The 13,905-nt window shown below is 72.4% G+C and carries 14 protein-coding genes; 5 read left to right on the forward strand and 9 right to left on the reverse strand.

Features of this window, described 5'->3' with window-relative positions; translation table 11 throughout:
* Nucleotide 1: 1 nt before the first annotated feature.
* Entirely contained in the window at nucleotides 2–1,093 is a 1,092-nt protein-coding gene (locus tag J8M50_RS26155) for an NAD(P)/FAD-dependent oxidoreductase (RefSeq protein ID WP_010357359.1), read from the reverse strand.
* A gap of 110 nt (nucleotides 1,094–1,203) precedes the next feature.
* On the opposite strand from J8M50_RS26155, the gene J8M50_RS26160 reads away from it, so the two are divergent.
* From J8M50_RS26160 to J8M50_RS26170, 3 genes are all read left to right on the forward strand, one after another.
* Nucleotides 1,204–2,181, forward strand: a complete 978-nt coding sequence (locus J8M50_RS26160) for an alcohol dehydrogenase catalytic domain-containing protein (RefSeq protein WP_223786271.1) — start codon at nucleotides 1,204–1,206, stop codon at nucleotides 2,179–2,181.
* Between the two features lie 49 nt (nucleotides 2,182–2,230).
* On the forward strand, nucleotides 2,231–2,947 hold the full coding sequence (locus J8M50_RS26165; protein ID WP_010357362.1) for a TetR/AcrR family transcriptional regulator: 717 nt from the start codon (nucleotides 2,231–2,233) through the stop codon (nucleotides 2,945–2,947).
* A 72-nt stretch (nucleotides 2,948–3,019) separates the two neighbouring features.
* Entirely contained in the window at nucleotides 3,020–3,640 is a 621-nt protein-coding gene (locus J8M50_RS26170; RefSeq protein WP_010357363.1) for a DUF1349 domain-containing protein, read from the forward strand.
* A 63-nt stretch (nucleotides 3,641–3,703) separates the two neighbouring features.
* On the opposite strand, the gene J8M50_RS26175 is transcribed toward J8M50_RS26170, so the two are convergent.
* The 4 genes from J8M50_RS26175 to J8M50_RS26190 form a co-directional block, all read right to left on the reverse strand.
* Nucleotides 3,704–4,993 (reverse strand): glycoside hydrolase family 27 protein, encoded by a 1,290-nt coding sequence (locus tag J8M50_RS26175; RefSeq protein WP_010357364.1) that lies wholly within the window; start codon nucleotides 4,991–4,993, stop codon nucleotides 3,704–3,706.
* Nucleotides 4,994–5,099: 106 nt separating this feature from the next.
* A complete protein-coding gene (locus tag J8M50_RS26180; RefSeq protein WP_010357365.1) occupies nucleotides 5,100–6,869 on the reverse strand; it encodes an ABC-ATPase domain-containing protein in 1,770 nt (589 codons plus the stop codon).
* Nucleotides 6,870–6,922: 53 nt separating this feature from the next.
* Entirely contained in the window at nucleotides 6,923–8,569 is a 1,647-nt protein-coding gene (locus J8M50_RS26185; RefSeq protein ID WP_010357366.1) for a glycosyltransferase family 87 protein, read from the reverse strand.
* 213 nt (nucleotides 8,570–8,782) lie between these two features.
* Nucleotides 8,783–9,661 (reverse strand): NAD(P)-dependent oxidoreductase, encoded by an 879-nt coding sequence (locus J8M50_RS26190; RefSeq protein WP_010357367.1) that lies wholly within the window; start codon nucleotides 9,659–9,661, stop codon nucleotides 8,783–8,785.
* A gap of 130 nt (nucleotides 9,662–9,791) precedes the next feature.
* On the opposite strand from J8M50_RS26190, the gene J8M50_RS26195 reads away from it, so the two are divergent.
* Nucleotides 9,792–10,358, forward strand: coding sequence for an LmrA/YxaF family transcription factor (locus J8M50_RS26195; RefSeq protein WP_050987344.1), 567 nt, complete (start codon nucleotides 9,792–9,794; stop codon nucleotides 10,356–10,358).
* Here J8M50_RS26195 and J8M50_RS26200 read toward each other — a convergent pair.
* From J8M50_RS26200 to J8M50_RS26215, 4 genes are all read right to left on the reverse strand, one after another.
* Complete coding sequence (locus tag J8M50_RS26200) at nucleotides 10,351–10,863, reverse strand: VOC family protein (protein WP_010357369.1); 513 nt, start codon at nucleotides 10,861–10,863, stop codon at nucleotides 10,351–10,353. The genes J8M50_RS26195 and J8M50_RS26200 overlap by 8 nt on opposite strands.
* Before the next feature lie 89 nt (nucleotides 10,864–10,952).
* A complete protein-coding gene (locus tag J8M50_RS26205) occupies nucleotides 10,953–11,591 on the reverse strand; it encodes a hypothetical protein (protein WP_010357372.1) in 639 nt (212 codons plus the stop codon).
* Nucleotides 11,592–11,594: 3 nt separating this feature from the next.
* Nucleotides 11,595–11,945, reverse strand: a complete 351-nt coding sequence (locus J8M50_RS26210) for a hypothetical protein (protein ID WP_010357373.1) — start codon at nucleotides 11,943–11,945, stop codon at nucleotides 11,595–11,597.
* 9 nt (nucleotides 11,946–11,954) lie between these two features.
* A complete protein-coding gene (locus J8M50_RS26215; protein ID WP_050987341.1) occupies nucleotides 11,955–12,371 on the reverse strand; it encodes a VOC family protein in 417 nt (138 codons plus the stop codon).
* Between the two features lie 176 nt (nucleotides 12,372–12,547).
* On the opposite strand from J8M50_RS26215, the gene J8M50_RS26220 reads away from it, so the two are divergent.
* Complete coding sequence (locus tag J8M50_RS26220) at nucleotides 12,548–13,789, forward strand: chymotrypsin family serine protease (protein ID WP_010357378.1); 1,242 nt, start codon at nucleotides 12,548–12,550, stop codon at nucleotides 13,787–13,789.
* Nucleotides 13,790–13,905: the final 116 nt, after the last annotated feature.

Raw genomic sequence — 13,905 nt, forward strand, 5'->3', positions numbered from 1 at the left:
ATCAGACGGCGTTGAACAGCTCGGCGAACCGCCCGAGCAGCAGGTCGGCACCCTTGTAGCCGGACGTCTCGGCGGCCCCCAGGACGACCGGGCCGTTCGGACCCGGCACCTGCGAGGCGCCACCGGTCGAACCCAGCGGCACCAGAACCGCGTCCGCCCCCGGCAGGTACGTCCGCTCCGGCGAGGTGCCCGCCGCGAGCGCCCGGATGTTCGCCGCCACCACGACGGCGTGCTCGGAGGCGGCCTTGGAGCGCTTCGGCTCCGGTACGGCGGTGACGTCACCGATGGCGAAGACGGTCGACGCGCCCGCGACCCGCAGGTGCTCGTCCACCTCCACGTGCCCGTCGCCGCGCCGGGCGGCAGCGAGGCCGCCGCGCAGCATGTCGCTCAGCGGCGCCATGCCGTAACACCTGAACCACAGGTCCGCTTCGATCCGCGTCCCCGCCTCGGTCGTCACCGAGAACGCCTCGCGCACCCCCGGCGCCACCGGCGGCATGGCCGTCAGCGCGCTGCCCAGCTCCAGCCGCACGCCCCGCTCGGCGAGCTGCTCCCGCAGCGCGCCGCGCAGCTCCGGCAGGTAGCGCCCGCCGAGCACGTCCTCGGCGGGGTCGACCACCACGACCTCGGTGCGCGGCCACTGCTCGGTGATCTCCCCGGCCAGTTCGAGGCCCACGGGACCGGCGCCGAGCAGCAACACCCGGGAGGCGGCGGCGAGTTCGGCCCGCGTGTCCGCGTGCCGCAGCACCGAGTCCGCACTGTCCTCGGTGTCGGGCTTCGCCGGGTACGGGTACGAGGAGCCGGTCGCCAGCACGACGTACTCCGCGTCGATCCGCGTGCCGTCGGCCGTGGTGACCCCGGACGCGTCCACCTCCACGGCGCGGTCGCGCACGTGCCGGCCCCGGGTGAACAGGCCGTCGTACCCGAAGTAGATCCGCTCCGCCCAGTCCGCGTCGACCAGGCCGCGCAGCGCCGCCACCGCGTGGACGAAGGCGTCCTTCGGGTCGATCAGGACGACGTCGAAGTCCGGGTCGAGGTCGCGCGCGAGCGCTGCTCCGCCGTATCCGCCGCCGACGATCGCGACCGTGCTGCCCATACGTTGCGCTCCTTGTGCGTTGTGCTCACCGCGTTGAAAACAGCCTGCGGAGGCAGGGCTCCGCCGGTGTCCGTGAGCGTAGCCGTCCGCTTAAGTAAAATGCAATCTGTATGGCAATTAATGACTCGACGTGGGGGTGGGGCATGCCGTTGACCTATGGGTACGAGCGTTTCGGGGGGCCGGAGGTCGAGCGGTTCGCGGAGGTGCCGCGACCGGTGCCGGGGGCCGGTGACCTGCTGATCGCCGTGCGCGCTGCGGGGGTCAACCCCGTCGACCACAAACGGCGTTCGGGGCGGTTGCCGGCGGGGGCGCCCGCCGTGGCGCTGCCCGCCGTGATGGGGGGTGAGGCTGCGGGGGAGGTGGTTGCGGTCGGGGCCGGTGTCGCCGGGTTCGCCGTCGGGGACGCGGTGCTCGGCGGGCCGACGACCGGGGGGTTCGCGCAGTATGCGCTGCTTCCCGCGCGGGCGGCGGTGCGGAAACCGGCGGAGGTGTCCTGGGTTGACGCCGCTTGCCTGCCGATCGCCGGTGCCACCGGGTACGCCGCTGTGCGGCGGCTCGGGCTGTCTGCCGGGGCGACCCTGCTGATCACCGGGGTCGCGGGCGGGGTCGGCGTGGTCGCGGCTCAGGTCGCGGTGGGGCTCGGGGTGAACGTGGTGGGGGTGGCGGGCCCGGACAAGCGGGCGTTCGTCGAGGGGCTCGGGGTGCGGTTCGTGGCGTCCGGTACGGGGCTCGCCGCCGCGGTGCCGGGTGGCGTGGACGGCGTGCTCGACCTGGTCGGGGGAGAGGTGCTGCGCGAGAGCGCGGGGCTCGTGGCGGACCGGAAGCGGCTCGCCAGCGGCGCCGACCGGGAAGCCGTTGCCGCGCTCGGCGGTTCGGCGCTGGGGCCTGTGCGCGACCCCGCGATTCTGGAGGCGGTGGTGGAACTCGTGCGCACCGGTGCCCTCGACCCGAAGGTGACGAGCATCGTCCCGTTCGCGCGGGCCGCGACGGCGGTCCGGGCGGTGGAGAGCGGGCACGGGCGGGGGAAGACCGTCCTGGAGATGTCTGGAGTCCCCCTCGACCCTTCCTTGAGCCGCGCCCGGAATTGACCGCTCCGCCTTCCCCGGGCCAGACAGAACGGGGAAAGTAAAGTACAACGTGTACAGCAGATCGGCAGACGAGCCGCCCGATCCACCGGAGGACGCCCTGAACACCACACCCACGGTCCCCGCCGAACCGTACGCGCCGCCGCGCCCCGCCGGCGTCGGCCGCCCCGGCGGCAGGGCCGCGAAACGCCGGGCCATCACGGAGGGCGCGCGCACCGTCTTCGGCCGCGACGGCTACAGCCGTACCAGCATCGAGGCCATCGCCACCGAAGCCGGGGTGTCCACCCGCACCATCTACAACCACTTCCAGGGCAAGGACCACCTCTTCTCCGACGTCCTGCACGACAGCGCGAGCCAGGTCGCCGACGCGTTCGTGGCGACCGTGAGCGAACACCTCGCCGGCGCCGACGCCCGCGCCGACCTCCTCGTCCTCGGCAACGCCCTCGTCGGCCAGCGCACCCAGTTCCCCGAGCACTTCGCGATGATCCGCCAGATCAGGGCCGAGGAGCAGCACTTCCCGCCCGCGGTGATCGACACCTGGCGCCAGGCGGGCCCCCTGCGCGTCCAGCAGGAGGTCACCCGCCGCCTCGACGACCTCGCCCGGGCGGGCCTCCTCGACACCGACGACCCGTCCCGCGCGACCGCCCACTTCGTCGCCCTCGTCAACTCCGAGACCAGCCCCCACGGGGACCCTCAGACGCCGGCGCAGATCCATGCGTGCGTCACCAGGGCGGTCGACGCCTTTCTCCACGGCTACGGGGGGAACTGAGCACCGGGGGTGCGGGGGGAACTGGGGCGGGGGCCGCGTACGTTGGGTCCGCTGACGAGAGAGGACGTGCACATGACCGCCCCCTGGACCGTTCCGGGACTCCCCTTCCCCCTCACCCCGTCGTCCGACAAGGCGTGGGCCGTCGACGGGGACACCGTCACGGCCACCGCCGCGGCACACAGCGACATCTTCATCGACCCGGGGACCGACTCGCAGCTCAACGCCGAGTCGATGCTCAACGCCGCCACCCTGCTCGGCCCGCCGCCGGAAGGCGACTTCCAGTTCAGCGCGCGGGTCACCGTCGAGTTCGGGGCCACCTTCGACGCCGGGGTGCTGCTCCTGTGGATCAACGAACGGCACTGGGGCAAGCTCTGCTTCGAGTACTCGCCCGACGGCGAGCCGATGATCGTCTCCGTGGTCGCACGGGGTGTCGCGGACGACGCGAACGCGTTCGTCGTCGACGGCCGGACGGTGTGGCTGCGCATCGCGCGGATCGACGGGGCGTACGCGTACCACGCCTCCCTCGACGGCGTGACCTGGCGCATGATCCGCTTCTTCGCCCTCCACGACCCCGGCGCGCGGGCCACGGTCGGCTTCGAGGCACAGTCACCGACCGGCGATGGTTGCCGTGTCACCTTCGACGAGGTCCGCTTCACCCGCGAACGCCTGGCGGAGCTGCGGGACGGCTCCTGACACGGGCCCGGCGCCCACCTCGGTGAGCGCCGGCTTCCGTTGTTCCCTCGGTCGGCGGCGAGGTCAGGCCGGGGTGAGCCGCAGGAGGGCGCAGCCGTGTGCGGGGAGGGTGAGGGTCAGGGCGCGGCCGTCGTGCGGGGTGTCCGTACGGGTCCACAGGTCCCGGACGCGGTCGTCGGGGAGTGCGCCGATGGAGCCGAGGGGGACGGTGACGGTCTCCGGGGTGTCCGCGAGGGAGAAGACCGCCGCGTAGCGGGTACGGCCGTCGGAGTCGTCCGCCGTCCACAGGACGAGGTTCCGCTCGCGCAGGACCTCGCGGCTGGCGCGGCTGTGCAGGAGGACCTCCAGCGCTTCGGCGTTGGTGAGCAGGTCGATCGTCTCCGGCGGGCTGGTGGGGAGGTCGCCGCCCATCATCAGCGGGGAGCGGGAGACGAACCACAGGGTGAGCAGGCTGACCTGCTCGTCCCGGGTCAGCCGCGAGATACGGTCCTCGCCGCGCTCGGCGCGGATGCCGATGCGGCCGAGGGGGAGCATGTCGGCGTCGGCCCAGCCGCCCGGGCCCTGCGCGGGGGCCCACCGCGCCATGCGGGCGAACTGTGCCTCGACGTCCTCCCACCGGTCCCACAGGTCGTCGCACACACGCCACATCGTGGCGTTCTCCCGCAGGTGGCCGAGGTGCGCGAGGGACATGTCCGTACCGGGCGAGAGGCTCAGCTCGATCGGCCGGCCGCTGCGCTCGATGGCCCGCCCGTACGCCGCGATCTCCCGGTCGTGGTACGGGACCAGCATGTCGTCGGCCTTGACGAAGTCGACTCCCCACGCGGCGAACTGGGCCACCTGCGCGTCGTAGTACGCCTGCGCGCCGGGGTGGTCGTGGTTCAGGCCGTAGTTGTCGGGGTTCCAGGGGCAGACGGAGCCGGTGTCGGCGACCTCGTCCGCCGTGAAGTCCGTCCCGGCGACGGGTAGTCGGGCGGCGACCGCGCGGCGCGGTATGCCGCGCATGATGTGCAGGCCGAAGCGCAGGCCCAGCCCGTGTACCTGGTCGGCGAGCGGCTTGAAACCCGCGCCGTCGGCGGCGGACGGGAACCGGTTGGGCGCCGGCAACTGGCGGCCGTACGCGTCGAGGACCACCGGCGGGTCCTCGTTGTAACCGTGGGCACGGGCGGTCGGCTCGTACCACTGGATGTCCACCACGACCGTGTCCCAGCCGTACGGCAGCAAGTGCTCGTGCAGGAAAGCCGCGTTGGCGAGCACCTCGGCCTCGGTGACGGTGGGGCCGTAACAGTCCCAGCTGTTCCAGCCCATCGGCGGGCGCAGGTGGCGGTCGGGGAGCGGGCGTACGGGGCGGCTCATGGCGGTTCGCTTCCTGGGAGGGGCGGATGCGCACGGGGTGATCTTGTACAGGTTGCATCACGGGAGCGGGGTACGGCCAGGGTCGAAAATTTCGCCCCGCGCACCCTCAGCGCACCACCCTCACCCCCCGCAGCCGGTTGAGCGCGGCGGCGATCTCGTGGCGGCGGGGTACCGCGAAGTCGTCGTCGTGGACCGTGCGGAGCGCGGCGACGGGGTCCGCGCCCGCGAAGTCCGCGTCGAGGAGGTCGAGGGCCTCGGCCAGCGTGCGGTCACGGGTCAGGTGGCCGTGGCGGACGAGGAGTTCCAGGGCGAGGCCGATGCCGGTGACGTGGGAGGCGTCGGCGAGGGGCTCGACGCAGCGCAGGTCGATGTCGTGCTCGCCGAAGACCAGGTAATCGGTGCCCCGGGAGCGCACCCGGCTGCGCCCCTTCGCCGTGGAGTCCACCGACGCCGGGTCGACGCGGCGGGCGACGACCCCGGGGAAGGAGTCCGCCTCGGCCCGCCGCCCCGTCGGCACGGCGGCGATCTCCCGCGCCCGCTCGCTCACGTCGTACGGCCGGTACGCGTCCATCATCACCACCCGGTCGGCGACTTCGAGATAGTCACCGCTCCCGCCCATCACCAGCACCGTCGACACCCCGTGATCCCGGTGCAGGGAACGGACCGAGTCCACCAGCGGCGTGAGCGGCTCCCGCTCCTTCGCGACCAGCGCCTGCATCCGGGCGTCCCGGATCATCAGGTTGGTCGCGGCGGTGTCCTCGTCGATGAGCAGCACCTGCGCCCCGCTCTCCACAGCCTCGCACAGGGACGCGGCCTGCGACGTCGACCCAGACGCGTTCGGCGTCGAGAAATCCGCCGTGTCCGCGCCGCCCGGCAGATGACTGACGAACGCGTGCACGTCCACCCGCTCCACCGGACGCCCGTCCTCCGCCCGGATCTTCACCGTGTCCGGCAACGAGACCGCCAGCTCCCGCCCGTCCCCCGGAGCGTGGTCCCACACCCCCGTCTCCAACGCCCGCAACAGCGTCGACTTCCCGTGGAACCCGCCCCCGACGATCAACGTCACCCCTTCGGGAACCCCCATCCCGCTCACCGCCCCCGCGTGCGGCAACTCGACCGTCACCCGCAGCTCCTCGGGCGACCGGAACTTCACCACCCCCTCACCCCGCGCGGGACGATCGTCCGCCCCCGTCCGCCGGGCCAGCAACGACCCGTCCGCGACGAACCCCACCAGCCCGAGCCCGGGCAGCGCCGCCCGCAGCGCGGCCGAGTCCTCCACCGCCGCCACGAACTCCCGCACCCGCCCGGCGTCCAGCGCCGCCAGACACAGCGCCCGCTCGGCGACACGCGGCAGCACCTGGCACAACAGCCGCCACGCCGCCCGCCCGTCGATACGCCGGTGCGGCCCCGGCAACGCCACCCCGAGCCGCAGCGTCACCGACCCGTCCCCGGCGTCCACCGTGCACGAGTTGCGGTCCAGCACCTCCTGCCCGCCCGCGTCCAGGTGCAGGTCCCGCTCCGCGTCCACCTCCCGCGCCGCCTGCCGCACGAGATACCCGGCCAGCGCCCGCCGCCGCACCGCCGAGTCCCACAACTCCCGGGGGAATCCCGCCTGTTCGCCCGGCACCCGCACGGCGACCCGCGCGGGCGGCGCGTACGGATCGGCCTGCCCGCGCACGATCTCCAGCACCACACCCCCGGGCAGCTCCCACGGCCCGGTCAGCCCCCGGTACCGGCTGTAGGACGCGCCGTCGAGCTGCTCCAGCTCCCGGTCCAGACCCTGCCGGACCCGGTCCGTCCGCTCAGGACCCTGCCGGGTACGGCCCGCCCGGTCCGACGGTCCGGTGGGCCGGGTGGGTCGCCCATGACGGCGCATACAGTGCTCACTTCCTCGCTGCGAAGCCGCGAATCCACGTCCGTCCCTCACCATCAGCACTCCTCCGGCCGGTGCCCGGACTGCGGGAGGGAGACCGTCGGATCGTACTGGGAGGAGATCTGGAAGACCCCCGGCTCCCGCGCCGTGAGCCGCGTGAACACGGCGCCCTCGCCGCCGTCCTCGCCGCTGTCCTCGCGCAGACAGGCCCCGTTGTCGGCCCGCAGCCAGGGCGAGTAGGCGAGCCGCACGGTCACCGAACCCGCCCTCGGCAGGTACACCACGAGGTACGCGTCCCCCTCCGGCGCCCGCACGACCTCCCCGGGCGCCGACACCAGCGGCACGGCGTCCCGCACCCGGTACAGCTTCCAGTGCGCGTCGCCCCACACCGGCTCCAGCCAGTCCGGCCGGCGCTGTATCAGCTCCGCCTCGGCGACCCCCGAGTGATCGGGCACGGCGTCCGGGACGGCGACGAAACCCACCGCCCACCGGTCCAGCCACGCCCGGTACGAGGCCGGCGTCAGCGTCCCGTCGTAGAAGATCCGGCCCCGTTCGACATCCAGCTGGGTGTTCCAGCCCCGCGCCATGTTGACGTGCGGCGACAGGACGGCGGCCTCACGGTGGTCGTGCGCCGGAACGACCTCGACCCGCCCCTGCCCCGCGCCGAACCGGTCGAGCGCCTGAAGCAGCCCCTTGGTGTCGGCCGCCCACGCCGGGACCTGACTCGACGCCTTCAAGAAGGACACGGGCGTCCCCGACCCCACCCAGAACAGCGACCCCGCCAGCGCCAGCGCGAGGCCACCGCGCCGCAGCCGGGCACCCGGCGCCGTCGAGACCAGGGCCGCCAGCAGCACGGCCGGGGCGAAGAGCAGCGCGAACCGCTCCACGTTGCTGCCGATCGGCGTCGCCAGCAGATAGGAGAGCCCGACCCCCACCGCGTACACCGCGCCCCCGAGCCGCACGACCCGCCACCCGCGCGGCGCCCACACCGCCACCGCGAGCCCGAGCCCCATCGGCCACCACACCCGCCCGGACGCCATCGGCTCCTCCCCGTCGAAGGGGAACAGCAGCGTCGTCGCCCCCACGACCAGGAACGGCGGGACGATCAGCACGGCGGCCCGCCACCAGTCCCGCACCAGCCCGTACGCCGCACCCGCGACCACCAGGAACAGCCCGGCCACCGGACTGCCCGCCGTCGCCAGCACCGCGAACCCGGCGGCCAGGGCCGGCCGCCGCTCTCCCGCCAGCACCACGCACGCCGCCAGCGCGAAGGCGACCCCGAGCGCGAACGTCACCCGCCCCGCCGCCACGTTCACCCACAGCCCGAACGCCGCCAGCAGCGCGGGGGCCAGGGGCCGGCGCATCCCCGATCTCACGAACAGCTCGCCAGCCAGCCAGCTTGCCGCCAGCCCCGAGGCCACGGCGACCGTCCGCACGCCGAGGAACCCCATCAGATACGGGGAGACGATGCTGTAGTTCGCCGTGTGCAGGCCGCCGAACCAGAACAGGCCGTACGCCGAGTCCCCGTGGTCGGCCGCGAACCGCGCCCACGCCTCCTGCGCGGCCAGGTCGCCGCCGCCGTTGGCCCGGAACAGCGCCCACACGACATACAAGGGGAGCATCGAGAACGCCGCGAGCAACGGCACCCGGTGACGGCGCGACCAGGGGGCGGGCTGGGCAGGGGCGGCGAGGGCAACGGCCACGAGGGGCACCTCCGTTCGAAGCAGCGGGTGTCAGTGACGAGACGGCTCCCCGACCGCGATACGGCTGGTGGGGCCGGTCCCGTCGCCTCCAGTCTCGGCCGCCCCACCCCCACCTCACATCGGCCGAATGGCCAGGTCTTCCACCCGAAACCGCTCCCACAACTGGCCATTCGGCCGAGGCGCCGACCCCTCGGCCCGTGGTCAGCTTGAAGCTCACACCGCTGCACTCCGCTTCTCGATCGCCCGCACCACCGCCACCATGTCCTCCCCGCCGTGCCCCTGCTCCACCGCCTCCCCGAACAACGCATGACACACATCCAGGAGAGGAGAAGCCACGCCCGCCTTCCGAGCCGCCTCCGCGATCAGCCGATTGTTCTTGAGCACGTCGACCGCCCCCGCCTGCACACCGAAGTCCCGCTCCACCAGCTTCGGCGCCTTCATCCGCGACACCGCGCTCGCCATCGGCCCGGCGTCGAGAACCTCCCGCAGCAGCGCCGGATCCACCCCCTGCCGCCCGGCGAAGTGGAACGCCTCGCTGAGCCCCGTGACCAGCGTGATCAAAAACAGGTTCACCGAGAACTTCATCAGCAGCGCCCCCGGCACGGCCCCGCAGGCGAACGTCTCCCGGCACACCGGCGCCAGCAGCGCCCGTACATCCGCCACGGCATCCTCGTCCCCCGCCAGCATCCCCACCAACTGCCCCTGCTCCGCCGGGACTTGCGACCCCGAGACCGGCGCCTCCACATACCGCCCGCCCACCGCCCGGACGTCCTGCTGGAGCCCGGCGGAGTACTCGGCCGACGTGGTGCCCATGTGTACGACGACGCGCCCCGCGACCCGTGCGGCGAAGTCGGGTGTACCCCGTCCCAGCACCGCGTCCACGGCCTCCTCGTCGGCCAGCATCAGCACGACCGTGCCGGACCGCTCGAAGACCTCGCCGGGACTCCCCGCGATCTCGGCACCGGCGGCGCGCAGCGGCTCGTACCGGCCCGGTGAACGGTTCCACACCACGAGTGGGGTGCCCGCCCGGGCGAGGTTGAGCGCCATGGGCTGGCCCATGACGCCGAGACCGACGAAGCCCACGTACGACATGCCGCACCACCACTCTCCGCAGGGCTATGACCGCCGTCATAGTAGCCCGCGCTATGACAGCGGTCATAGACTCGTCGGAGGATACGGAAAGGGAGATACAGGGGTGACGGAACGCGGAGCGCGCGAGCGGATGGTCTTCAGTGCGGCCCAGCTCATCCGGCGCGACGGAGTCGGTGCGACCGGGATGCGTGAGGTCGCCGCCCACGCGCAGGCGCCGCGCGGCTCGCTCCAGCACTACTTCCCCGGCGGCAAGGAGCAGTTGGTCAACGAGGCCGTCCAGTGGGCCGGCCGGTACGCCGGGAACCGCGTGCCCCGCTTCCTGGCCGCCCTCCCCTCACCGACGCCCAGCGGCCTCTTCGCCGAGATGGTCCGGCAGTGGACCGACGAGTACGAGACCTCCGGCTACGCGGGCGGCTGCCCCGTGGCCGCCGCCACCGTCGACTGCGCCAAGACCACGCCCTCGACCCGGGAAGCCGCGTCGAACGCCTTCGCCGGGTGGACCGACGCGGTGGCCGCCGCCCTCACCGGGATGGGTGTGCCGAAACACCGGGCCACCCCGCTCGCCACCCTCATGATCAGCACCATTGAAGGCGCCCTCCTCATCGCCCGCGCCGAACAGAGCACGAGGGCCCTGGACACCGCGACCCGAGAACTCGGCCCCCTCCTGGACGCCGCGGTCGCCCACGACCTCACCTGACCGGCGCGCTGCTGCGCCCCTGCCGCCGCCCGCTCAACTCGACGTCCAGCGTCTCCTGCGCGACCCGCATCCCCTCGACGTGCTCGGGCCACGACATCCGCTCCCAGATCTCCTCCTCGGCCACGTCCTCGACATGCTGGACCACCCACCACACATTCCCGAACGGATCCCGGACCCGCCCGCCCCGCTGTCCGAAGGCACTGTGCATGACGGGCGTGACCACCCTGCCGCCACCCGCCACAGCCCGTGCGACGACGTCGTCCGCGTCCCCCACGAACACCCGCAGCAGACTCGGCATCACCGGCCAGTCCTCCCGCCGGTCGAACGCCAGCACCACGGTGTCCCCGACCCGGACCTCCCCATGCCCGACGGCCCCGTCCTCGGTCACCACCCGCCCCAACTCCTCGCCGCCGAACACTTCCACGACGAAATCCAGAAACGCTCCGGTGTCATCGGTGACGACCCAGGGAGCGACGGTGGTGTAGCCGTGGGGCTGCGCAGACATGGGGTTCCTCTCGCCGAAGTGCGGTACCGACGACGGTAGGGCTGGAGTAGGCCAGGAGGTGTCCTAGTCGAGGCGGGCTGCTCGCGGCATCACAACCCGAACGCCCCAGCGACCTGCTCCCCAAGCTCCTCCTCCGTCATCGTGACGTCGACCCGGACGACATGCAGGTGCAGGCGTGAGGTCTCTCGCTCAAGCTGCTCGACGAACATGGCGTCCCGTTCCGCGAGATTGCGCGCGGCCTTCTCCGGGTCGCTGGTCCGCCAGATGAACCCCTCGCCGGGAGCCGACCGGCCGGAGACGGCCGCCTCCCGGAAATCGGGCGTCGGGAGGAGCCAGACGGCGTGGTGCGGAGTGGGGAGCAGAGGGTGGACGAGGTGGGGGAGGAGGCGGAAGCCCTCGGCGATCACGGGCCGGTCCTGCGGCAGGCGGAGCAGGTCCTCGACGATCAGGTCGAAGCCCTCGCCCCGGTACCAGTGGAACGTCTCGAACATGGTGCGCGGAGACCGGTACACCCACCGCTCGTCCATGCCCATCGCCATGAACTCGTGGAGGAACGGGGCTTGTTGGGGTGTGGTGCGGCCGGCGTGGTCCGGCATCGAGTCGTCGGTGACGTAGAGGTGCCAGCCGTGGTGCACGGCGAGCCTGCGGGCGATCGTCGACTTGCCTGCGCCGGGGCTCCCGCCGATCCAGTACACGTGACGCAGCCGCTCGGCGAGGTCGAGGTCCACGGGTCAATCCCCTTGGGACCAGGCCGCCACCGGCAGCGAGAGGTACACGCCGAAATCCTCCAGACCCGTCGCCCCAGCGATCCCCGAGTGCAGCGCATCCACCCGCTCCTGCCGATTCCCCGCCCGGCTCTCGAACCACTTCGACCGCACCTCGATCACGACATCGAGCCCGCTACGGTCGTACGGCCCGAGCGCCCGGAACCGCAACTCCACGTCCCCCGGCTGGAGTTCCCCGTCGTAGGGCTCCTCGGGACACTCCACGGCGATGGACACGAGATGGGGGAGGACGGAACCGAGTTCGCGCAGGGTGTCCGGCGAAACATGCGGGGCGTAAGTGATCTCCACGAGCGGCATCGGCCCACCTTAACCATGGCCGTCCGTGTAGAGGCAGAAGGGATGCCCGGCGGGATCGAGCAGGACACGGACGTCGCTCTGCGGCTGGAACTCGGCTTCCCGCGCCCCGAGTTGGACCGCGTGCGCGACGGCCACCCCGAGATCGGTGACCTCGAAGTCGAGATGGGCGCTCATCCGCGGGGCGCCCTCGCGCGGGGGCCAGACCGGAGGGACGTACCCCTCGGCACGCTGAAAACCGAGATACGCGCCCCCTTCCGAAGGCGCGACCGCAGCCCCGTCGGCGTCTTCCTTCACGATCGCCCACCCGAGCAACTCCGAGTAGAAGCGGGCGAGTTCATGAGGATCGGGCGCCTCAAGGACGACGCCCCACCAGTCGTGCCGGGCCGTACGAGGCACGTCGGGACCGGGTTCGGGTCGTCCATGCAAGGAACCTCACCCCCTCCGTCGCGTACGGCGAATCCCATGCCGACTGATCGACGACTGTGATTCGACCGTCGGGCCTTCGTCAAGAATCCTCGGTTTCTTTGCGCAGCGCACGTATCCCACCCCCCTGCCCCAACCCCTGTCCCAACCCCCTGTCAGTGAATCGAGGAACTGTGCACATGAGAAACCGCCCGACCCGGCTGATCCTGACGGCTGTCGCCGCAGGCGTACTGGCCGTGGGCGCCCCGACCGTCGCCCTCGCGTCGGTCACCGCCCCGACCGCCCCGGCAGCCGCGCCCGCCGCGACCCCGGCCGCCCCCAGCGAGAGCCAGTGGAAGCAGCTAGACCACCTCGCCACCACCCCCTCCGTCCTCGGCGTCGCGGACTCCGGCACAGTGCTGAGGCTCGCCGCAGGCACGCCGGACGCGGTGAAGGCCAAGGTCGAGAACCTGCTCCCGGCGGACGCGCGGACGACCGTACAGACCAGCCGGTTCAGCAAGGACACCCTGGACACGATCCAGACGAAGGTCACCGACCGCACCTGGAACGACGACGCCGACCGGTACGGCGTGGCCACCGCCTACGACGCCGCCAGCGACAAGGTGACGGTCTACACGGACGCCCCGGACTCCGTCACGAAGTCGCTGACCAGCGCGTACCCGGGAGCCGTCGAGGTACAGCAGGCCCGTCTGGAACCCCAGCAGAGCCGCTTCGCCGACGCCCAGCCGTTCTGGGCCGGAGCCGCGCTGATCGGGACCGAGGGTACCCAGGCGTACAAGTGCACGGCCGGCTTCGCCGTCAAGCAGCACGCCACCGGTCACCTTTACCTGACGACCGCCGGGCACTGCTACGGCAACCTGACGCACGTCTACAGCCGGGGCCAGAACAACGGCTTCGGCAACTGGGTCGGCCAGGTCACGCGCCGCGACCAGAACATCGACACCGAGCTGATGTCCGGCAACACGGCCAAGCCCTACGACAGCTTCATGTTCACCGGGGGCCTCGCCGGCAGCGGCGCATCGATGTTCGTCCACGGGACGGAGCTGCCCGACAACGGCACGAAGGTGTGCGTGAGCGGCTCCGTGTCGTTCAACCACTGCGGTCACCCGATCTCCAACAGCAGGTTCAGCATCTGCTACTCGGGCGGTGCCAACTGCATCAGGGACGGCAAGGGCTTCGTCTACAACCAGGGCGGCACGAACTGGCCGGCCTACGACAACGGGCAGCTGACACAGCCGGGCGACTCCGGCGCCCCCATCTACACGACGGACGACACCGAGTCCGGCGCGTGGATCGTCGGCGGCCACTCGGGCGTGGTCTGGCAGGCCGAGAGCCCCTGCCACTGCTCGCGGGAACACATGGTCGGCGTGAACATCGCGGCCATCACCCAGGACCTGGGAGTCGACGTCGTCACCAGGTGACCGCAGGACTGCCGGCCGTCCCACCGGGGCGGCCGGCACCCCCGGCCGTACCGCGCCCGCGCGGCGCCTCTCCCTCCCCGGGCCGTACCGCGCCCGCGCCGCGCCCCTACCCTCCC

It is taken from the genome of Streptomyces acidiscabies (assembly GCF_020010905.1).
Lineage (GTDB): Bacteria > Actinomycetota > Actinomycetes > Streptomycetales > Streptomycetaceae > Streptomyces > Streptomyces acidiscabies.

Excerpts from the sequence above, each read along its gene's own strand:
- J8M50_RS26155 (WP_010357359.1), bottom strand. The coding sequence starts at position 1,093 with ATGGGCAGCACGGTCGCGATCGTCGGCGGCGGATACGGCGGAGCAGCG.
- J8M50_RS26160 (WP_223786271.1), top strand. The coding sequence starts at position 1,204 with ATGGCAATTAATGACTCGACGTGGGGGTGGGGCATGCCGTTGACCTAT.
- J8M50_RS26170 (WP_010357363.1), top strand. The coding sequence starts at position 3,020 with ATGACCGCCCCCTGGACCGTTCCGGGACTCCCCTTCCCCCTCACCCCG.
- J8M50_RS26175 (WP_010357364.1), bottom strand. The coding sequence starts at position 4,993 with ATGAGCCGCCCCGTACGCCCGCTCCCCGACCGCCACCTGCGCCCGCCG.
- J8M50_RS26180 (WP_010357365.1), bottom strand. The coding sequence starts at position 6,869 with ATGCGCCGTCATGGGCGACCCACCCGGCCCACCGGACCGTCGGACCGG.
- J8M50_RS26190 (WP_010357367.1), bottom strand. The coding sequence starts at position 9,661 with ATGTCGTACGTGGGCTTCGTCGGTCTCGGCGTCATGGGCCAGCCCATG.
- J8M50_RS26195 (WP_050987344.1), top strand. The coding sequence starts at position 9,792 with ATGGTCTTCAGTGCGGCCCAGCTCATCCGGCGCGACGGAGTCGGTGCG.
- J8M50_RS26200 (WP_010357369.1), bottom strand. The coding sequence starts at position 10,863 with ATGTCTGCGCAGCCCCACGGCTACACCACCGTCGCTCCCTGGGTCGTC.
- J8M50_RS26210 (WP_010357373.1), bottom strand. The coding sequence starts at position 11,945 with ATGCCGCTCGTGGAGATCACTTACGCCCCGCATGTTTCGCCGGACACC.
- J8M50_RS26220 (WP_010357378.1), top strand. The coding sequence starts at position 12,548 with ATGAGAAACCGCCCGACCCGGCTGATCCTGACGGCTGTCGCCGCAGGC.